8 protein-coding genes are annotated in these 19619 nt (G+C 71.0%); 2 read left to right on the forward strand and 6 right to left on the reverse strand.

Features of this window, described 5'->3' with window-relative positions; genetic code table 11:
• Positions 1–272: spermidine synthase (locus P1V51_08940; GenBank protein ID MDF1563156.1), on the reverse strand; the 272-nt coding region annotated here is incomplete at its 3' end.
• Between the two features lie 82 nt (positions 273–354).
• On the opposite strand from P1V51_08940, the gene P1V51_08945 reads away from it, so the two are divergent.
• On the forward strand, positions 355–1659 hold the full coding sequence (locus P1V51_08945; protein ID MDF1563157.1) for a pyridoxal phosphate-dependent aminotransferase: 1305 nt from the start codon (positions 355–357) through the stop codon (positions 1657–1659).
• 93 nt (positions 1660–1752) lie between these two features.
• Here the strand turns inward: P1V51_08945 and P1V51_08950 are convergent, their stop codons facing one another.
• The 5 genes from P1V51_08950 to P1V51_08970 form a co-directional block, all read right to left on the reverse strand.
• Positions 1753–3009 (reverse strand): sulfate adenylyltransferase, encoded by a 1257-nt coding sequence (locus P1V51_08950; GenBank protein ID MDF1563158.1) that lies wholly within the window; start codon positions 3007–3009, stop codon positions 1753–1755.
• 122 nt (positions 3010–3131) lie between these two features.
• Positions 3132–3713: a PAS domain S-box protein gene (locus tag P1V51_08955; protein ID MDF1563159.1), complete on the reverse strand. Its 582-nt coding sequence runs from the start codon at positions 3711–3713 to the stop codon at positions 3132–3134.
• Positions 3714–3720: 7 nt separating this feature from the next.
• On the reverse strand, positions 3721–5097 hold the full coding sequence (locus P1V51_08960) for an AarF/ABC1/UbiB kinase family protein (protein MDF1563160.1): 1377 nt from the start codon (positions 5095–5097) through the stop codon (positions 3721–3723).
• 50 nt (positions 5098–5147) lie between these two features.
• Positions 5148–8648 (reverse strand): tolB protein precursor protein, encoded by a 3501-nt coding sequence (locus P1V51_08965; GenBank protein ID MDF1563161.1) that lies wholly within the window; start codon positions 8646–8648, stop codon positions 5148–5150.
• Positions 8648–9358, reverse strand: a complete 711-nt coding sequence (locus P1V51_08970) for an SDR family NAD(P)-dependent oxidoreductase (protein MDF1563162.1) — start codon at positions 9356–9358, stop codon at positions 8648–8650. Before P1V51_08970 ends, P1V51_08965 begins: the two co-directional genes overlap by 1 nt.
• A 193-nt stretch (positions 9359–9551) precedes the next feature.
• Between P1V51_08970 and P1V51_08975 the strand changes: the two genes are divergently transcribed.
• On the forward strand, positions 9552–19613 hold the full coding sequence (locus P1V51_08975; protein ID MDF1563163.1) for a carboxypeptidase regulatory-like domain-containing protein: 10062 nt from the start codon (positions 9552–9554) through the stop codon (positions 19611–19613).
• Positions 19614–19619 lie beyond the last annotated feature (6 nt).

The raw sequence follows: 19619 nt of genomic DNA on the forward strand, positions 1-19619 counted from the left end.
GCCACCCCGAAGATCCCGACCGCCACCTCCATCGCCCCGTAGAGGAAGAGCCAGCGGCGGGAGCGGTCCGCCAGCCTCCCCCCCAGGAGCGCCCCGAGGGTCAGCCCCAGGAGGAAGCCGGCCACCGTCAGGGACACGGCCCAGGTGGTGCTCCCGATGAGGAGGGTGATCTGCCGGACCCAGACGATCTCGTAGGCCAGGCCAGCCATGCCGGAGAGCGCGAAGACGACCGCGATGGCCACCGCTCGCCCGGCTCCGCTTCCCCTGCTCATCGGGCTCCCCGCCGCCATCGGGCTCATCCTGCCACCATTTCGACTTCGAAAGGACGCCGCGCTTTTGCTAGGGTGCCCCGCCATGCGCAACAACATCGTGCACATCGGAGCTGGTGAGCTGACCTACGAGATCCGGGCGATCGTCGAGGTCGCCAACCGGATGCAGGCCCTGGGCCTCCAGACCTTCATGGAGAACATCGGGGATCCCATCGCCAAGGGCGAGGAGCTCCCCGGCTGGATCAAGGACATCGTCTGCGAGCTGGCCCGGGAGGACAGCAGCTACGGCTACAGCCCCACCCGGGGCCTCCTGCCCACCCGCACCTTCCTCGCCGAGCGCACGAACGCCCGGGGGGGCATCCAGATCGGCGCGGACGACATCCTCTTCTTCAACGGCCTGGGCGACGCGATCCAGAAGGTCTACGGCCTGCTGCGCCGGGAGTGCCGGGTGCTGGGCCCCTCCCCCACCTACTCCACCCACTCGTCGGCGGAGGCCGCCCACGCCGGACAGCACCCGGTCAGCTACCGCCTCGATCCCGACAACAAGTGGTTCCCGGATCTCGAGCACCTCCGCCTCTCGGTGAAGTTCAACCCCGCGATCTCGGGGCTCCTGATCATCAACCCGGACAACCCGACGGGCTCGGTCTGGCCGCGGGAGACCCTCGAGGAGATGGTGGCGATCGCCAGGGAGTACGACCTCTTCCTGATCGCCGACGAGATCTACATGAACCTCATCTACAACGGTGAGACCACCAGCCCCATCGGCGACATCATCGGCGACGTCCCCGCCATCGCCATGAAGGGCATCTCCAAGGAGGTGCCCTGGCCCGGCTCCCGCTGCGGCTGGATCGAGTTCTACAACCGGGAGAAGGATCCCGTCTTCGACACCTACGCCCGCTCCCTCCTGAACTCGAAGATGGTGGAGGTCTGCTCCACCACCCTGCCCCAGGCCGCGATCCCGAAGCTCTACTCCCACCCCGAGTACGAGGGCTGGCTGGAGGAGCGGCGGCAGCGCTACGCCCGGCACTCCCAGAAGGCCCAGGACCGCCTCTCGCAGGTGAAGGGCATCAAGTGCAACCGCACCAACGGCGCCTTCTACAAGAGCGTGGTCTTCGAGGACGGAGTCCTCCACGACAAGCAGACCCTCCCCATCGAGAACCCCGAGGTGAAGGCCCTGGTCGAGGGCCTGGTCGACAAGGAGGGTGTGAGCCTGGACAAGCGCTTCGTCTACACCCTGCTGGCCTCCACCGGCATCTGCGTGGTGCCCCTCTCCAGCTTCGGCACGCACCTCCAGGGCTTCCGGATGACCCTGCTGCAGAAGGACGAGGAGCTCTTCGACCAGATCATCGACAACCTGGCCGAGGCCATCGAGGCCTACCTGGCCAGTTAGTGGCCAGGCCCTCGCCAGCTAGCACCAACGAGAAGAGCCCCGCCCGGACGACCGGACGGGGCTCCTCGCTCGAGCGCTCCGCGGTGGAGAGCGCTACGCGCCCTGGGCCTTGTAGGCCTCGATGAGCACGTCGGCGGTCTGGGGCCGCATGATCTTCTCGGAGGGGCGCTCGCCGGAGACGAGCAGCTCCCGCACCTTGGTGCCCGAGATGAAGAAGGGCTTCTCCTCGGCGTGGTTCGCCATCAGGTCGACCCGGCCGAGGCTCTCGTAGAAGGCCGCGAAGCCGACCTTCACCGGCTTGGTGTGCAGCTCGCCGGGCAGGTCGTCGAAGACCTCCTGGGCGTCGAAGTCGCCCCAGATGGGGGAGTTGTCGTGGAAGGGCGCGTCGGCGTGCTTCCGGCCGATGACGATGTGGCTGAAGCCATGGTTCTGCCGGTAGATGGCGTGCATCAGCGCCTCGGCAGGGCCGCCGTAGAACATCTTGATGTCGAGGCCCACGAGGGCGAAGACGTCGTTCAGATCGTAGCCGGTCTCGGCCCAGAGGGCGGTGTCCGAGTCGCCCTGGCCGAGGAGGCGGCCCTTGAGGAGAGCCTCGTAGGTCTCCATCCGGGTGGCGGCGTCCACGTCGTCGCCCTTGAGCTGACCGACGAGCGGGTTGAGGACCACACCGGCGTGGAGCCCCTCGCGGGTGAGGGTCTCGACCCCGTAGACCAGGGCGTACTCGTGAGCCCGGTGCAGCGGGTTGCGGGTCTGGAAGGCCAGGGCGGCCTCCCACTTGCGGTCGGCGATCATCGCCCGGGTCTGCCGGGGCGAGAGGACGTACTGACCGAAGTCGGGGTTCTTGGGCTGGGGCAGGGTCTGGATCTTGCCGCCCACCAGCTTGGTCCGGGGGTCGTTCATCACGATGTCGCCGCCGGGGTGATCGTGGCGGTCGGTCCCGTAGACCTTCTCGAGGTAGCGGTTCTTGTCCCAGTCGAAGAGGCTCTCGACCTCGAGGACGCCGACGACCTCACCGGCGCTGTTCTTGATGACGGCCTTCTTGCCGACCTCGAGCTTCGCCGCCTCGGCGTCGGTGACCGGCAGGGACATGGGGATGCCCCAGACGTAGTTCTTTCCGCCGCGGGTGATCGTGCGGGTGTCGAGGACCTGGTTGAACTCGTCCTCGTTCATCGGCCCCTCGAGGGGGGAGAGGGTGCCGTCGGAGAAGCGGTAGACGGCCGAGAGGTCGGCGTCGTTCACCTCGAAGGAGGACATCCCCTCTGCCTCGGCGAGGAGGGCCTTGCGCTGGGAGAGGGGGAGGATGCGATCGACGGGCTCGTTGAGGCCGCCGTGGACGGGGACGAGGGACATGCTGGCTGCTCCTTCGCAGGGAGGGTCGTCGGGTGTTGCGGAGCCGCGCACCCTAGTCCAAACCGAGCCGCTGCGGAACCAGGAGGCATTTCGCCCCTCTTTTCAGGGGCTTTCCCGCCGATTCAGAGCTCGGGGTAGTGCTTCTTCACGCACTCCGGGCAGATGCTGTGGCTGATGTCGGCCAGGAGGTGATCCCGGATGTAGACGTCCACCTGTTGCCAGTAGCCCTGGTCGTCGCGGACCTTCTTGCAGAAGGAGCAGAGCGGCAGGATGCCCCGCAGGCTCTTGATCTCCTCGATCGCCTTGGTCAGCTGGCCGATGAGGCGCTCGCGCTCGTCCTCGGCCTTCTTCAGCTCGGAGAGGTCGTCGAAGATGCAGAGCAGGTAGGTCTCTCCCTCGAAGACGAGCGGCTGGAAGAGGGCGTTGCCGGTGAGCTCCCTGCCGAAGCTGGAGGTCAGGCTGAGCTTGATCGAGGTGGACTGGCCGCTGGCCATGGCCTGGTCCGCGGCCTGGGTCAGCCCCGAGGCCCTCCACGATTCGAGCTCGTGGTAGTTCTGCGCCAGGATCTGCTCCCGGCTCCCGCCCACGATCTTCCCGATCGCCTCGTTCGCGAGGATGGCGTTGCCCTCGGCGTCGCAGACGACCTTTCCCAGGGGAGAGCGGTCGAAGATCAGCTGATGGAAGGCGAGCTGGTCGTAGGCCATGGCGCTCCTAGAGCAGCCCCCGCCTCGCGATGATCTCCCGGGAGAGCTGCTTCACGTCGATGGTGATGTCGAGGCGCTGCATCAACCCCCAGATGCCGATGGCGGTGCGCCCGTAGAAGATCATCTCCCGGGGCGGGGTCAGGCCGATGAGGCTGGGGTGGCGCAGCATGAAGCGGTTGGTGTCGTTGTGGGGATTCCACTTCCCGAAGGCGAAGGGGCCCTCGTGGAAGAGGGGCGCCACCACGAGCTTGAGCCACTCGTCGAGGACCTCGCCGGAGACCGTCACCTTTCCCTCGCCGAAGCCCAGCCGGGCGAAGAGGGCGGGCAGCTCGTCCACCCTCCCCTCCCAGACCGTGACCAGCAGGCGCAGGAGGTCGTCGGTGAAGGCGGGGTCGTAGGTCCGCACCGCACCGAAGTCGAGGATGACCAGCTTGCCCTCGGCGTCGATGAGGTAGTTGCCGGGGTGGGGATCGGCGTGGAGCAGCTGCTTCTCGTAGAAGAGCCAGGCGACCAGGTCGATGAAGTGCCGCACGACCTCGGAGCGCTTCTCCGGGGCCCGCTCGAGCAGCCAGTGATCGAGCTTCCGGCCCTCCATCAGCTCCATGGTGAGGACGGTCTTCCGGGTCAGCTCACCGACGGGCCGGGGGACCCGCACGTCGTCCCGCCCGGCGAGGGCCTCGTGGAAGGCCCGGAGGTTGTCGGCCTCCACCCGGTAGTCGCTCTCCTGGGCGAGCACCTCCCGGATCTCCTCGAGCACCTCGTCGATGCTCCTCGCGGAGGCGAAGGGCCGCCCCATCTGAGCCATGGTGGCGATGTTCTTGAGATCGGCCACCAGGGTCTGCTCGACCCCCGGATACTGCACCTTCACGGCCACCGGCGTGCCATCGAAGAGCTCGGCCCGGTGGACCTGCCCGATGCTCGCCGAGGCCAGCGGCGCGGGATCGAAGAAGCGGTAGAGGCTCTCCACCGGCTGATCGAAGGCCTCCTCGATCTGGTCGCAGACCATCTTCCAGCCCATGGGCGGCGCCGAGCGCTGGAGCACGGCCAGGGCGTCGCGCAGCTCCTCCGGGATGTGCTCCTCCTGGAGCGGCGCCATGGAGAGGATCTGACCGAGCTTCATGGCCGCGCCCTTCAGCTCGCCCATGGTGCGGACCATCTTGGCCGCGTTCTTCTCGATCATCTTCTTGGTGCGCGCCTCGCGGACCGAGTCCGGGAGGATGCGGCCCACCAGCCGGTCACCCACCAGGGAGGCGCCCACCGAGGTGGTCAGCCCCCCCAGCTTCATGAGCCGGGCGAAGCGCCCTCGCGGGGCGTGGCCCTCGGGCTCGTCGTCCAGGAGGTCGTCGAGCTCGTCATCGGGGCCGAGATCGTCGAAGTCGGGCACACCTCATCCTAGCGGAGATGGTCCGGCGCGCCGAGACGTGTGGCGCTCCTCTAGAAGTAGACCCAGCCCAGGCTGAAGTTCGTGACCCACTGCCCGTTGTTGGGGAGCCCCCGCTCCACCCCCACGAGGGTGGGGTTGGCCCCGACGTCCACCGGCTTGGCGAAGTGCAGGCGGAAGACCAGGGGCCCGAAGCCGAAGTTCACGCCCAGCACCACGTCCAGGACCCGCTTGTTCCAAAGCTCGGACAGCTCGTTGCCCACTGCCCCGAAGTCCACCCCCAGGACCCCCTCGATGTCGGTGAAGAGGATCAGCCGCACGATGGCGTTGAGGGGGAACTGCAGCTCCAGGGTGCCGTAGGCGAAGTGCTGCCCCCGCAGGAAGTCGGCGTCGCCGAAGGGGACCCCGCGCAGGGTGTCGAAGCTCGAGAGGTAGAACTGCCGGGCGAAGCGCGAGCCGAAGGCGGTGCCCGCGCCGACCCGCAGGAAGACGTTGGCCCGCCCCCAGAGCGGCAGGTACTTCTCGGCGTCCACCCGCACGTTGCCGAAGAGCTCCCCGTCCAGGGGCTGCACGGTGGTGGTGGACTCCAGCATCAGCGAGGAGCCGGCCAGGGGGCCGGTGGCCCGGTGGTAGCGGATGGTGTCGTAGCCGTAGCGCAGGGTGACCTCGCCCTGCAGGCGGGCGCCCTCGTTCGCGTCCCGCCAGAGCTGCAGGAGGTTGCGGTGGGTGCCGTTGAGCTCGCCGTCGCCCAGGATCAGCTCGGCGTCCTCGAGGAGGAAGTAGGTGGTGCCGCCGATCGAGAGATCGCCCTGCACGTGGTGGTAGGTGTCGAAGGGGTAGCGCAGGCTGCCCAGCGCGCCGTAGTAGCGCTCGGCGGTCGTCACCTGCACCCCGAGGTCGGCGATGCCCGGGGTCTGATCGGTGCGGAAGAGCAGGGACTGGAAGACGCCGGTGCCCCAGGTCATCCGCCCGGCCTGGTTCACGTAGACGGCGAAGCCGTCGGTGAGATCGAAGCTGCCGAAGATGAAGAGGTTGAGCAGCACCGCGTGGTTGCGCAGCTTGTCCGAGCCGCTGGCCATCAGCTGACCGAAGACGCCGCTGCCCCCCGCGCCGAAGAGCCCGAAGAGGTTGCCGAGCTCCCAGTTCCGGGGGCGCAGGGGATCGTAGGGCGTGGCCCCCACCAGCGGCTGGGAGGCCAGGGTGCGGGGACGCCCCGCCTCGGCCGGCGCGGTGGGCTCGGCCGGCGTCAGGGCCGAGGCCGGCAGCTTCACCGGGATCCGCTGCCCGGCGTTGTGCCAGAGCACCCAGAGGTCCCCCTTCCCGGCGGGCGAGGGATCGAAGACCCCGGTGTCCATCAGGGTGAGGGCGCGGACGCCGGCCGCGGAGACCTCGTAGATGTCCGCCCGGGCCTGGTCGAAGGCCACGTAGACGATGCGTCCATCCGGCAGGACCTTGATGTCCTGCGCGTCGCGCGCCTCGAAGGTGAGGCGGGTCGGCTCTCCCCCCTCCGGGGCCACGCTGAAGAGGTTGTAGTGGCCGGTCTCGGTGGCGTCCGAGGTGTAGACGATGCCCGCCAGGCCCCAGCTGACCTCGCGCTCGGCCCAGAGGTCGTCGGTGAGCGCGCGGGCAGGCTTTCCGTCGTGCACGTCGACGACGTAGACGTCCTTCTGCCCGGCCTCGTTCAGGGCGATGAAGACGATGCGCCGCCCGTCGGGGGAGAAGGCCGGCGAGCCCACGGCGAGGATCCCCTCGGGCAGCGGCAGGGAGACCCGGCTCCCCAGCTCGAGCTTGGTGGTCCAGCTCCCCGGCTCGTGGAGGGAGGCGCCGCGCCCCTCGGTGGGCTGCCCCGGCCGGGCGGTGCGCTCCTTGGCCAGGTGGACCAGCGGGCGCCAGTAGAGGTGGTCGCGGCCCCGCACCTGCGCCACGTAGGTGATCCCATCGGCCCGGACGTCGAAGTTGCGGCCGGAGACCGGGTGGAGCGACTCGGCGCCGGGGACGCCGTCGGCCACCACGGTCCGCGAGAGGTTGGGCGCCCGCGGATCGAGGAGGGTCAGGCGAGAGCGGCCGGTGTCTCCGTCCATGCTGCGCAGCAGGACGAGCTGACCGTCGGGGGAGGCGGCCAGGGCGTCCACGTTCTCCAGGCCGATCTTCAGGGGCTCGAGCTCGGCCTCGCCGATCGCCGAGTCGAGGTAGCTGGGGAAGGCCCGCCGCTTGAGCCAGTCGGAGAAGGCGGCCGCGACCTTGCGCGGCTCGTCCCCGGTGAGCTCCTCGATGAGGCGGGCGAAGCCGTCGACCTGGCGCTGCCCCTCGTAGGCGCCGACCAGGCGGGGGGAGCGGTCGAGGATCTTCTGGATCGTGCCCGCACCGTAGTGGTCCTCGAGGAAGGCGCAGCGCACCTGCCCGACCTTGTAGGTCCAGAGCACCGAGTAGGGCCGGTCCTCGAAGAAGCCGAGCATGGCGTAGCCCCGCTGGAAGCTGGGGTTGACCAGGATGTCCCGCACCAGCATCTCGGCCTCGGGATCGACGCCGCGCTGAGCGTAGTACTCGGCGAGGCCCTCGATGAACCAGAGGGGCATGTTCTCGAGGGGATCCCCCCAGAGGTCGGCCTGCTTGGCCACCGCCCGCACCTTCTGGATGGTGAACTGGTGGGCCATCTCGTGGGTCCCCACCTCGTCGAAGAGCCGGTGATCCCCGAAGTAGGGCAGGGTCATCTTGAGGTCGCGGGGCGAGGTGACGCCGAGCACCCCCTCCTGCAGAGGGAAGAGGTTGGTCTGGAGGAACTCCTGGTAGGAGCTGTAGAGGATGAAGGGGATCTGCTCCCGGGGGATGAAGTCGAAGCGCTCGGAGAGGTAGCGGTAGGAGCCCTCGACGAGCACCGAGGCCCGCTCGGCGACCTCGCGCTCTCGCTCGTAGAAGTAGAGCCGCACCCTCCCGGCGCCCCGCAGCTGGCTCGCCGCGTCCTCCGGCTTCGCCCCCCGGTCGGCGGGCTTGCCCAGGCCGGCCACCGCGCGGGCGCCGGCGTCGGGATGCTTCTGCGGCACCGGGCGGGCCGGCGGCGCGACGGCTCCATCGGTCCCCTCCGGCTTCGGCGCATCGACGACCACCGTCGGCGGTGCCGGCTCCGCGACGGGCGCGGGTGCGGGGGCGGGCGCGTTCGGCTCACCCTCGGCACCGTCCGCAGGCGTCACCGCCGCCTTCAGGGTCCTGCCAGAACCAGCGCCGGAGACCTCGGCCTCGACCGGTGCGTCCCCGTTTCCGTCACCGTCACCCTTTCCGTCTTCTCCCTCTTCACCTCCGGAACCCTCGGAGACGGGAACGGCGTCCGGAGCCTCTTCGACCTTCTCCTCGTCACCTTCCTCCTGCTTCTCCTCTCCCTCCGGCTTCGTCAGGTCCACATCGATGATCAGATCCGAGTGCTGCCAGTCGAAGTCGAAGTGGCGCACCAGACTCTTGTCGGGGCGGCGGGGGTAGACGAAGACCTGCCCCGCGGCTTCCACCGGCCAGAGCAGAACCAGCGAGAGGGGGAGGAAGAGAAGGATCGAGGCGCGCTTCATCAGGGCTTTCTCACATCGAGCTCGGCGCCCCGGATGTCCGCGGCAGCGTCGGAGAGGAGGAAGAGCACGGCGTCCGCAACCTGCTCGGGAGCGAGGATCTTCCCCTCGGGCTCCTCGCCGAAGATCGAGGCACGCAGGGTGGTGCGGGTCCCGCCGGGGCAGACGGTGTTCACCCGGATCCCCAGGGGCGTCCCCTCGGCGGCGAGCGCCCGGGCCAGCCCGTGGAGGCCGCTCTTGGCGGCGCAGTAGGCGGCCCACATGGCCTTGCCGTGCTTGCCGGCACCGCTGGAGACGTTCACGATCGCGCCGCCGCCGGCGGCGGGCATCGTCCGGAAGGCCTGCCGGCTGCAGAGGAAGGCCCCCGTGAGGTTCACGCCGAGGCAGTGCTGCCAGTCGGCGAGGCTGAAGTCGGCCGTGGGGCCCACCGGCGCGTTGCCGGCGTTGTTGACGAGGTAGCGCAAGGGGCCGAAGGCCTCGACCGCACCGGCGAAGAGGGCCTCGACCTGGGCCTCGTCGGTGACGTCCGCGCGAAAGGCCCGGGCCGCTCCCCCGGCCTCTCGGATCGAGGCCGCCACCGCCTCGACCTCCGAGGGGGTCCGGCTGGCGAGGGCCACGCTCGCCCCCGAGGCGGCCAGCCGCCGGGCGATGGCCGCGCCGATGCCCCGTCCGGCGCCGGTGACGATGGCCGCTCCCTCCAGGTCGATCTGCATCGGGACAGGTTAGTACGGAAGCCCGAGCCGGCCCACCAGCCACCGGGGTGCCAGACCAGGCGCCCGGGTCCCAAGCCTGAACGTGTTTGCAGCGGCTTGACTCCTCTGCCCCCGCCCCCCAAATAGCAAGGGTCCGAGGCAGGGGGAGGGAGATCTCCACCTGCGCCCTCGTGCCCACTTTCTGGAGGCTTTCGTGAAGAGGCTCGCGCTCGCTCTGGCCCTGATCCCCGTGCTCCTCGTCGGCTGCCCGGCCGACGTCACCACCTGGAGCAACCCCTACGATCCCGAGTCCATCGCCCCGGCCCCCGGCCTCATCCAGGGCGTGGTGGCCGAGACGAGCTGGGACAGCAGCGGCAACCTCGTCGCGCAGCCCATCGCGGGCGCCACCGTCACCGTGAGCAAGAGCCCGGAGGCCGTGACCCCGGCCACCACCGACGCGGCCGGCGCCTTCTCCTTCGACGGCCTGCCCCCGGGGGAGTACCAGCTGCTGGTCACGGCGGTCGGCTACCAGCCGGCCTCCCTGCCGGTCATCGATCTCCCGGTGGCCACCCAGCGCGACCTGGGCTCCATCTACCTGGTGCCGCTGTCCACCACCGACGACGCGAGCACCTTGAGCGGCGTCACCACCCTCGAGGGCGCCCCGAGCCACGAGGGCATCCTGATCCGCATGGTGGGGCGCCCCTTCCAGACCCTCACCGCGCCCGACGGCAGCTGGTCGATGCGCCTCTCCGAGGGCACCTACGACCTGGAGATGAGCGCGGCGGACTACCAGCCGGTGCTGCTCTCCGGCACCGTGGTGCCCCGGGCAGCCGATCTCCAGCTGGATCCGGTCGTGCTCCTGGCCAACCCGGGGAGCATCGAGGGCATCGTCGAGCGGCAGACCTGCGAGGCCGACCCGCGCAACGAGGTGATCCTCCCGGCCGAGGGCGCCCTGGCCGCCGCCCTCCCCTCGGGGGGCACCACGGTCGCCGACCCGACCGGCGCCTTCGTCCTCGGCGGCCTCTCCGCTGGCAGCTACGCCGTCCGCGTCTCCCTCGACGGCCACGAGAGCGTCACCGTCAACGGCCTCACCGTGCGCGGCGGCCGGAGCACCACGCTCCCCGAGCCGCTCCTCCTGCCCGCCGCGAAGGGCGGGGTCACCGGCCGGGTGACCCTCACCGGAGAGACCAACCACGCCGGCGCCCTCGTGCAGATCGAGGGGACCCCCTTCGTGGCCTTCACCGGCTCGGACGGCAGCTTCTTCCTCGAGGGGGTCTGCGCCGGCACCAACTACCAGCTCATGGCCCGCCGGGACGGCTTCATCGAGCAGTCCGTGGGCGGGGTGACCGTGACCGCCGGCGGGGTCGTCGACGTGGGCGAGCTGCAGCTGGCCCGCCAGCAGGGCGGCCTGGTCCTCCACTCGGGCAACGCCTTCGCCAACCTGCGTACCGTCGCCTACCAGCTCGAGGCCCCCACCGGCACCACCGAGATGCGCATCGGCGAGGACGAGACCCTCTTCGACGATCCCGCCCGCGCCGACGAGGGCTGGGTGCCCTACGCCACCAACGGCACCTACGATCTCGCCGGCCCGGAGGGCGAGGTGAAGGTCTTCGCCCAGGTGCGCGGCAGCAGCGGCGTCGGCGCCAAGGTCTCCGATGTCGTGATCCTCGACCTCACCGCCCCCACCGATCCCCGGGTGGTGGTCGAGGACGACAGCGGCTGGTCCCGCGACCCCGACGGCGTCCTGCTCCTCACCCTGACCGCCTCGGACGCCCCGCCCCTCGGGAGCACCATCGTGACCAGCGGGCTGGCCGCCTACAAGGTGCTGACCACCGACGTTCAGGCCTGCGCCCCGGCCGCCTGCAGCGAGCCGGCCCAGAGCGCCTGGGACCTGGCCACCCTGCAGCCCTACAACCGCAGCCTCGACTTCCCCATGCTCCGCCCCTCGGTGGACGAGGAGAAGGAGGTCTGGGTCCGCTTCCAGGACCGGGCCGGCAACTGGTCCGCCTCGGCCAACACGAAGGTCGTGCTCGACCGCGAGGCCCCGGACGGGACGGTGGTGGAGGTCGAGGGCGGCTCCACCTGGTCGCGTACCGCGATCGTCAGCGTCGGCCTCACGGCCGCCGACGAGAACCAGGCCGCGGGCCTCACCATGCGGCTGGCGAGTGACAGCGGCTTCAGCGGCGCGGTCTGGCAGCCCTACCAGAGCGTGATCACCTGGTTCCTCTCCCCCGGCGACGGAGCCAAGCAGGTCTTCGCCCAGTTCCGCGATCCCGCGGGCAACGTCTCCGCGCCGGTGAGCGACGGCATCACCCTGGACACGGTCGGCCCGACCGGCGCCCGCCTCGCCATCGACCAGGCCCCCTACGCGGGCAGCCGGAACCTCACCCTCACCACCGGCGCGCAGGGCGCCAGCGAGATGGTGGTCTCCCTCGCACCCGACTTCACCGACCTCGCGGGCAACCCGGTGGCCTGGGAGAGCTACGACGTCTCGACCACCCTCCAGCTCCCCGACGCCGACGGCCCCTACGTCCTCTACGGCAAGTACCGCGACGCCGCCGGCAACGAGACGGTCCGCCTCGACGCCGCGGTCACCCTCGACCGGGACGCCCCGGTCATCGCCTCGGCCTCCATCGTGGAGGGCGCCGCGGTCTCCACCCCCAACGTCACCCTCCTGGTGCAGGCCGTGGCCGGCGCCGCCTACGCCCACGAGATGAAGGTCGACGTCGAGGACGTCGCCTCCGGCGGGCTGGTGCAGGGCATCTGGGGCCCCTTCAACCCCACTCAGCCGGTGACCCTCGCCGCCCCCCGGGGTGTCAAGCGGGTGCACGTCACCCTCCGGGACGCCGCTGGCAACACCAGCGCGCCGCGGAGCGTGGACGTCGAGTGGGACGACACCGCCCCGCAGATCACCCTGGTCACCCTCGCCGGGGGCGCGCCCTGGGTGACCGAGACCGCCCTCACCCTCGACGTGGTCGCCACCGGCGCCACCGAGCTGCAGGTCTCCAACCGCGCCGACTTCGCCGGGGCGCTCTGGCAGCCCTACGCCACGCCCCTGGCCTGGACCCTCGATCCCGGCGACGGGGCGAAGACCGTCCACGTCCGGGTGCGGGACTCGGCCGGCAACCTCGACACCTCCAGCGCCAGCGTCTCCCTCGATCGCACCGTGCCCCAGCCCCTGAGCCTCACCCTGGACGGCGGGGCGACCTACAGCACCGATGGGAGCGTGGACGTGGTCGTCGGCGCCGCCGACGCCACCAGCGGGATCGCCAGCGTGCTGCTCTCCAGCGAGCCGGGCTTCTCGGCGCCCACCTCCGTGACCTGGAGCGGCACCGGCAGCGAGACCGTCACCGGCTGGGCCCTCACGCCGGGCGAGGGCTCGCGCACCGTCTACCTGCGAGTCATCGACGTGGCGGGCAACATCGCGAACTCCGTGGCCGGCATCGAGGTCGACACCGGCGCCCCGGCGGGCACCGCCTTCATCGACGCCGACGCCGACGGCCAGGAGGACGCGTGGGCGCTCGGCACCGGCGTCGTCGTGCGCATCTTCGCCCCGGCGGACACCCGGGACATGGCCCTGGGCAACGGCAGCCTCGACTGCAACACCGCGACCTGGACGGCCTTCGCGGCCGCACCGAACTGGACCCTCGACGGCGGCAGCGACGGCGCGAAGACGGTCGTGGTCTGCCTGCGGGACGCCGCGGGCAACATCGCCTCGACCTCCGACGGCATCTCTCTCGATCGTCAGGATCCGACGGGCGGCAGCCTCACCATCGACAAGGGCGCGAGCCACGCCACCAACCCCCGCGTGCTCTTGAGCCTCACCGCCCCCGCCGACGTCGCCTCCCTCGCCCTGGCCGACGGGGCCAGCCTGGCCTGCGCCACGGCCAGCTACGAGGCCTTCTCCTCCACCCGGGCCTGGACCCTCCCCAGCGGGGACGGGACGAAGCAGGTCACGGCCTGCCTGCGCGACGCCGCCGGGCGGACCGCCTCGGTCACGGACTCGATCGTGCTGGACACCACCTTGCCGGCCGGCACGGTGGTCCTCGACGCGGACGGCGACGCCGCCGCGGACACCCACGCCACCTCGGCGAGCGTGGACGTCCTGCTCACCCACCCCTCGGACACCACCGGCGTCGCCGTGGCCAACGAGCTCCTCGACTGCGCCACGGCCAGCTACGCCCCGCCGGGCGGGGCCACCACCACGACCGTCGCCGGGCACCTCCTCGGCGCCGGTGACGGCGCCAAGACCGTGGTGGCCTGCTTCCAGGACGCCGCCGGCAACCGCGCCACGGCCTCCGCCTCCATCATCCTCGACACCGGCGCGCCCGCCGGCTCGGTGGTCATCGCCGGCGGCGCGACCACGACCCGCAGCGATCTCGTGGACCTGGCCCTCGACTCCCCCGCCGACACCGTCGCGATGAAGATCTTCAACGGCGTCGTCGACTGCGCCAGCGCGACGATCGACGGCCCCCGCATCACCAGCGTGGCGAGCTGGGATCTCGACCCCGCCGACGACACCGCCAACGACGGCAGCGTGACCGTCACCGCCTGCTTCCTGGACGGCGCCGGGCTCCGCTCCGGCGCCACCGACGTCATCCTCCTGGACCGGGTGGCGCCCACCGGCACCGTGAGCATCGACGGAGGGGCCGCCGACACGCGCAGCCACACCGTCACGATCTCCCTCACCGCCAGCGAGACCGTGAGCGTGGCGCTGGTCAACGGCACCAGCCTGAACTGCACGACCGCCTCCTACGGCGGCTGGGTCGCCACCCGCAGCTGGACCCTCGCCGCGGGCGAGGGCAGCCGGAGCGTGGCCGTCTGCTTCCGGGACTCCGCCGGCAACACCGGCAGCGCGACGGACGCCATCAACGTCGACACCCTGCCGCCCACCGGCACCCTCGCCATCAACGGCGTGGACACCCACACCGACACCAACACCGTGACCCTGACGGTCAGCGCCTCCGCCGACGCGAGCAGCATCGCGATCGCGAACGAGAGCCTGGACTGCTCGACGGCCTCCTACGGGGGCATCAGCAGCCCCCTGGCCTGGACCCTCGGGCTGGGTGAGGGGACCCGGCGGGTCGTCGCCTGCCTGAAGGACGGGGCCGGCAACGTCGCCTCTCTCCAGGACGAGATCATCCTGGACACCCTGGAGCCCGAGCCCAAGCTGGTGATCGGCGACGGCAGCGGCTTCTCCACCACGAGCCCGGTTAGCGTGACCGTCTCCTTCCCCAACGACGTGAACGGCTACGCCGTGGCGCAGACGAGCCTGAACTGCAACAGCGCCACCTACACGCCGGTGCTGGTGGGCACCTCGAGCGCCACCACGAACCAGGCCCTCGGCGGAGGCGACGGCGCGAAGACCGTCGTGGCCTGCGTGCGGGACCAGGCCGGGAACCTCGGGACCCTCAGCGGCTCCGTCACCCTCGACACCACCAACCCCACCGGCAGCGTGGCGATCGACGGCGGCGCGGCCTGGGCCACCCGGCGCAGCGTCGTCCTCTCCTTCACCGCGCCCTCGGACGTGGTCTCCATGGCGGTCGCCGACGGCACGACCCTCTCCTGCGCCTCGGCCACCTACGAGCCCTACGCCTCGGTCCTCCCCTGGACCCTCCCGGCCGGCGACGGCGACAAGGACGTGGTGGTCTGCTTCAAGGACCGCGCCGGGCGCACCGCCAGCGACACCGACCGGATCGGCCTGGACACCTCCCGGCCGGCCGGCGCCTTCGTCATCGACTCCAGCTCCCCGGTGGACGGGGTCGAGGACGACTACGCCACCAGCACCTCGGTGAGCCTGGCCTTCACCGCCCCGGGCGGCGAGGATCTCTCCACCCTGCAGGTGGCCGTGGCGAACGGCTCCACCCTCGACTGCTCCAGCGCCGCCTACTCGGCCTACCCGCTCACCCACCGCCTCTCCCGGACCCTCACCGGCCCCGACGGGCTGGTCACCGTCAGCGTCTGCTTCCGGGACGCCGCCGGCAACACCGCGAGCGCGGCCGACTCGATCGTGCTCGACCGCAGCCCCCCGGGCGGCAGCCTCTCCATCGCCCGGGATCTCGCGGTCACCGGCTCGGATCTGGTCGACCTCATCGTCTCGGCCACCGGCGACACCACCCAGATGAAGGTCTTCAACGGCACGGTCTCCTGCGCCAGCCAGACCATCGACCAGCCCTACGCCACCAGCGTGGCCTCCTGGGACCTGGATCCGGCCGACAACACCGGCAACGACGGGACGAAGACCGTCACCGTCTGCCTGCGCGACGCCGCCGGCCTGCGGGCGACCGCCACCGACACGATCGTCCTCGACCGGATCGCCCCCACCGTGAGCAGCGTGGTCATCGACGGCGGGGCCGCCATGACCCGCAACACCCTGGTGGCCGTGACCGTCTCCGCCAGCGATGGCAGCGGCTCGGGGATCACCGGCCTGCGCCTCTCCGAGGCCAGCGACTTCTCCGGCGCGCCCTGGCTGGTGCACAGCGGCGCCACCACCCTCACCGAGAACCTGGTCCTCTCCTCGGCGGGCGGCACCAAGACCGTCTACGCCCAGGTCCGCGACGCCGCGGGCAACGTGAGCGTGCTCGACGGCAGCGACTCGGACACCCTCGGGCTGGACAACATCGCCCCGACCATCACCGGCATCTCCTTCCCCAACGCGCCGCTGGACGCGGTGATCAGCACCTCGGTCCAGGTGGTGGTCGACGCCTACGACGATCAGCCCGACGCCTCGGGCTACCGCTTCAAGATCCTCGAGGGCCCGATCGACTGCAACACGCTCGACTACAGCGCCTGGGACGGCCGGGTCGACGCCATCTGCGGCCTCTCCGGCTGCACGAGCGCCACCTACTCCCGCTCCCTCTCCGCCGGAGAGGGCGCCAAGCCGATCGAGGTCTGCCTCGCGGATCCGGCGGGCAACATCACGGCCTTCCCCTTCCGCCGCTCGGTGATCCTCGATCTGACCGCGCCGGGGGTGCCGACCGGCCTGGTCGCGGTCTCGGGCAGCGAGCAGCTCTCGCTCTCCTGGTTCGCGGCCCAGGACGCGCAGAGCGGCATCGCCTACTACGAGATCCTGGTTCGAGAGGCCGTCATGTCTCCGCCTCCCGCCCAGTATTTCCAGACCTCGCAGCCCGAGAGTGTGGTGACCGGGCTTCGAAACGGCACGCCCTACTCGATCTCGGTCCGCTCGGTGGACCGCGCCGGCCGGACCAGCACCTGGTCCACGAGCATCGAGGCGACGCCGGGCTATCGCCAGCACCTCCTGAGCGCCCCGCTGGCGGCCGGTGATCGGATCGACGCGACCCTCACCAACGCCCAGGGCCGGCTCTGGTGGCCCGCGAACGAGGTCGATCCCTCCACCGGGCTCGAGCACATCGTGGTGGCCTCCTGCGACCTCGTCCTCGACGACTGCAGCGACGCCGGCGACTGGCAGCACTTCCGGCTCGACACGGGCTACCGGAACCGGGCCCGGCGGATCGAGCTCGTCGGCACCCCCGACGAGCTGATCATCCCCACCGTGGAGAACCCGGCCGACGACGGCTCGCCCCGGGTGGGCTTCTGGCACTGCTCCCGCCAGAGCGACTGCACGCTGGCCTCGAGCTGGATCTTCGTGGAGCTCATCCCCTTCGGGGGCACCGGCTACTCCTCGGGCACCTTCCGGAACACCTCCATCCGGGCCGATGTCGCGCCCGACCGGACGATCATCGCCTCCGTGGGGCCCGGGATCTACCGCTCCCTGGCCATCTCCACCTGCCACCACGGCAGCGACTGCAGTCAGGCCGCCAGCTGGTCGACCGTGGCGGTGCCCAGCCCGATCAACACCCAGGCGGTCAACCAGGGGGATCAGATCGCCGTCGTGGCCACCGACACCCAGATCGTCGGGGCGTTCAGCGCCAACGCCGGCATCTGCCACGTGGGCTGTCAGCTCTCCACCGGCTGTGACCTCCTCGCCGACTGGACGGGGCCGAGCTGCGACGACTTCGGGAAGGAGGAGCTCTTCCTGGCCAAGTCGAACCGCTACCTCCACGAGCTCGGGGAGTACATCGACAACCCCTCCGTCCGCCGCTGCCCGCTGAACGCGGACTGCGCCGTCGCCGCCAACTGGTCCACCCACGAGGCGTGGATCTCCGGTGACCTCAGCTCCGTCGAGCTCGAGGTGCTGGCCGGCAAGGTCAACGTCATCGGCGTCGACGATGGCAGCGGCGAGATCCGCCTCTCCATCTGCGAGAGCGGCGACACCACCGGGTGCGTGGTGAACGCCGACTGGTCGGTCGCCGCCCTCTCCCTCGCCTCGGGAGGCCCGCGCGTCGGCCTGACCGCGCGGGGTGCCGACGTGATCGCCGGGTGGCGTGACGAGGATCGGCGCATGCGTCTCATCCTGCCCACCGCCCTCTCGCCCGAGGGCTTCCGGGTCGCCGCCGGCGCGGGGAGCTCCACCGGGGAGCTGAACCTCCGCTGGGACGCCTCCCCCCCGGACGTGGCCGGACACTACATCCTGCTGGACGACCCCTGGGCCCTGAGCCCGGGCTGGGACAGCGAGATCCTGATCGGCGATCCCTCCGTGACCTCCAACATCGCCGTCCCCCTGCTCTCCGGCACGACCTATCGGGCCTCCGTCAAGTCGTTCCTCGCGGACGGGCAGCGATCCTCGGCCCCCCGCTCCAGCCTCGTCCGGAGCGCCCGCCGGGTCATCCTGACGTCCTCGGGGAGCAACTCCCGGACGGCCGACGCGCATGACGGCCGCCTCGCCGTGGCCCTGGCGCAGGGCACGCTCGACCAGCCCTACGTCTGGTGGTGCGATCGCCACCAGAGCGACTGCGAGGTCTCGGGGGACTGGACCCTGACCTCACCCCTCGTGGCCACCGCCCCCTACCAGACCGTGGCCGTCGGGGTGGACGAGGGCGCCCTCTACGTCGCCGCCCGCTCCGACGCCGGGGACCTGCACCTCTCCCGGTGCGACTTCTCCACGGGCTGCGATGCGGACGCCTACTGGAGCCCGGCCGTCACCCTGGGAACGGGGCTGGACTCCTACCCGATGGTCTCCCTCGAGGCCCGCGGCAGCCGCGTCTGGGTCACCCACCGCGACGGCGCCGGCGCCATGGTCGTGAGTCAGTGCCTGAAGTCCACGGGCTGCGCGGCCGCGGGCAACTGGACCACCCTCACGGTGGACGCCACGCCCAACACCCGCTTCGGGGCGACGCTGCGAGCCGTGGAGACCGGCTCCACCTGGGAGGTCGTCATCCTCCGCTCGATGGACGACTCGGTGCGCTTCTTCCACTGCGACGGCACCTCGACCGGCTGCGACGCTCCGGCGGACTTCGATCAGAGCACCCTGGTGACGACCGGCGTGTTCCCCGACCTGCCCCACCCGACCCTCGCCACGAGCCCGGAGGATCCCGCCGAGGGCGCCTCCTTCGCCACGGCGTGGGACGACGTCCTCTACCTGGGCGTCTGCGCGACCCCCCTCTCCCGCTGCGGCGATCCGCAGAGCTGGGTCTTGCGGGACGTGAGCGCCTTCAGCACCTACAACGACACCAACGTCGAGGTGATCCACGGCTACGGGGGCGAGCGCTACCTCGCGTACCAGGAGGGTCGCTTCGGCGGGAAGATCAGCCTCTGGAGCTGCGCCGACGAGTGCTACATGCCCGACCAGTGGCGCCGGGCCGGCGCCATCGTCTCGGGGACCGCCGCCACGACCAACCGCACCACCGGGCGCTGGGTGGCCTTCGATGAGCGAGACGGATCGGTCTTCTTCGTCAACAACAACTTCTCCTCGACCCGCGCCCACGTGGGGGCCCGGACCGACATCGAGCTCCTCCCCCGCCAGCCCTACCTCGAGGGCGGCCACCCGCTGCCGGGCCGGCTCCAGGCCGAGGCCTATGACCACGGCGATCTGGGCATCGCCTACTTCGACCGCAGCCGGGGCAACTCTGGCGGCGAGGTGCGCGTGGACGACGTGGACGTGCGGGCCTGCGCCGCGCCGGGCTGCTACCAGGTGACCGACACCCAGGCCCGGGAGTGGCTGGAGTACCGGGTCTCGGTCGGCACCGCCGGCACCTTCACCCCCGCGCTCTCGGTCGCCTCCCCGGTCGGCGGCAACCTGCGCCTGGAGGTGGACGGCGCCGACGCGGCGGGCGTGCTGGTGGCGCCGAACACCGGCGACTTCGACACCTTCCAGACGGTGACCGGACCGGACATCCCCCTCTCCGCCGGCGATCACGTCGTCCGCCTCTACTTCGAGGACGGCGACATCGACGTCGACTGGATCGACCTGCTCTAGACCGCC

The organism is Deltaproteobacteria bacterium (assembly GCA_029210625.1).
Classification (GTDB): Bacteria; Myxococcota; Myxococcia; order SLRQ01; family SLRQ01; genus JARGFU01.